The organism is Mesorhizobium sp. M1A.F.Ca.IN.020.06.1.1 (assembly GCF_004023265.1).
Lineage (GTDB): Bacteria > Pseudomonadota > Alphaproteobacteria > Rhizobiales > Rhizobiaceae > Mesorhizobium.
Genome location: NZ_RZSR01001011.1, coordinates 1 through 2089, shown reverse-complemented (window position 1 = coordinate 2089; position 2089 = coordinate 1). Strand labels below are relative to the sequence as shown.

Here is a 2089-nt window from a genome sequence, read left to right as displayed (position 1 = left end):
CTGGTCGACGGTCTCGCCCCAGCCCGCTTCCGGATCATCGGCATCCGCCTTGGGCGCTGAACTGGCAGGAGCTTCGCTCTCGTCGGGTGCGGCCTGAAGGTCGTTCTCAAGATCGCCTTGCTGGTCGTCGGCTGCGCCCGGAGCGAGGGGGGCGGCTTGCCGATCCTGCGGCGCCGTTGCAGGAGATTTCGGCACGGTCTGCCGCTGCGCCTGGAAGAAGGCGAAATCCTCTTGCGTCGAGGGGATCGTCGTCATGAATTTTTCGCTGGCGCTCAACATCACATCGGACAGGATTTCGATCTGCGGCGAGGCGCCGGAACTGTCGAGCTCGGCCGGGCGCGCGACGGTCTTGCCCTTGGCCGTGTCGGCATCGGGCGCCAGCGTGATCCACATCGGATCGCCGGCGAGGTCGATGATGGCCGGCACATAGACCGAAGCGTCGGGCGGCACGTCTTCCATCCCCTCGACCGGATGCAGTTCCTCGTCCTCGTCGCCGAAGGACCAGTAATCGCGTGTGAGGTAGAAACCCGTGGCTGTCGAGACGAGGACGAGTGCCGCAACGCCGGAAAGAATCCAGCGCCACAGCTTGCGTCGCCGCTCGGCAAGGCGCGCCTGCTTCTTCAGTTTGAAGCTCGTGTCGATGCTGTGCGTCACGGGCCGTTCCCGCTCAGGAAATAGGTCCAGCGCACCTGCTCCTGCGTGTCGACCTCGACAAAGCGCGCCGCGATATGGCCGCGCTGCCAGCATTCGTCGATGCCGCGGATCGAGAAGCGGCGCCGGTCGATGCACATCTCGATCGATCCGGTGAGGATCGCATGGCCGAAGACGTCCGTGGCGTAGATGTAGATGTAGCGGTTGGTCAGCTCCTCGCGGATGACGTTGACGCACTGGTTGGCGCCGATCGTCCACCAGCCGTCGGTCTGGTCGGCATCGTCGACCTTCTGTCCGACGGCGAGGTTGACGACGTCGAGCGTCTGGTTGCAGACGGTGAATTCGGCATGTGCCTTGTTGACGGATAGCACGGAGAGCAACGCCGTGCCGGCAAGCGCAGCAAGCTTCATGCGGCCGATGCGATCAGCAACAGGCCGGATCGGTCCGCGCTCCTTGCGTGACTGGGACAGGGTGGAAGAGAGCAGGCGGCAGAGAACCATCGGCGTCCGCGCTATCCGCCAAGCCGGAAATACTTGGCGGTGGCCGAAAATCCGGAATCGTCCGCCTGGATCTCCTTAAGGATCCGGGGCAGCACTTCCGAGGCGGGGGTCGGGCCCGCGAACATCGCGGCCTGGACGTCCCGTGGCCCGGTGATCACCAGGATGACCTGAGGCAAAGCCTTGCCGGCCGCCTTGTCGTCAGCGGCGAGATCGATGGCGATCTTGAAGGTCGCCCTGTCCGGCTGCGCGACCATGCGGCTGTCGAGGTTGAAGGCGGTGCCATTGTGGTTGATCAGCAACACGCTGGAGATGAGCCCCCCGCGCGTCACCAGCGTGCCGCTGATCGGTGATCCGTCGGGCACCGATGTCCGGTCGAGCACGAGCTGCGGTCGTTCAGCTTCGCTTCGGTCGAGAAGGTGCAGGAAGGTGGGTACGCCGCATTGTGATGGGGTAATCAGGCGCACGCTGATGTCCGGCTCGACGTTGAACCTGGACTGGAACGCACCAAGCAGTTGCTCGAAAGGCTGCACGGCCGTTCCGAATCCCTCGATCGCCGCGGATGTGCCCGTTGCCGATGTCAGGGTCGCGTAGAAGCAATTGCCGCCGCTGAAGTCGCGCACCCAGGAGGCGCGCTGAGCCAACGCGTCGGGTTTGTTTGCCGGCGGCGGAACCTGGGGCTTTGGCAGATTGATTGCGACGTCGGTATTTTGAGATGGCTTGTTGGCCGGCGGTGGCTGCGGCAGTGGTGCCGGTTGTGTGGTCGAGACTTTCGGCCTTGCCGGCTGAGTAGCCGCTTCGGGCGCTGCCGGCTGGCGCGCAGTCGAAGCCGGCGCCTGATTTTGGTTTTCCGTAACTTGCGGCGCCGGCGTCTTCGACTTCGACAATTTGGACAGAGCGTCGACGAGGTCGGATGCGCTCGGTTTCGTCGCCGGCGGCTT

At 64.5% G+C, this 2089-nt stretch carries 1 protein-coding gene and 2 pseudogenes; all 3 read right to left on the bottom strand.

Features of this window, described 5'->3' with window-relative positions; genetic code table 11:
* Positions 1-654 (bottom strand): annotated as a pseudogene (locus EOA60_RS30270) (M23 family peptidase); the annotation flags it as partial.
* Positions 651-1151: a DUF1036 domain-containing protein gene (locus tag EOA60_RS30265; protein WP_245307622.1), complete on the bottom strand. Its 501-nt coding sequence runs from the start codon at positions 1149-1151 to the stop codon at positions 651-653. The gene EOA60_RS30265 and the pseudogene EOA60_RS30270, both read right to left, overlap by 4 nt.
* A gap of 11 nt (positions 1152-1162) precedes the next feature.
* Positions 1163-2089: pseudogene (locus EOA60_RS30260) on the bottom strand (serine/threonine protein kinase); the annotation flags it as partial.

Excerpts from the sequence above, each read along its gene's own strand:
- EOA60_RS30265 (WP_245307622.1), bottom strand. The coding sequence starts at position 1,151 with ATGGTTCTCTGCCGCCTGCTCTCTTCCACCCTGTCCCAGTCACGCAAG.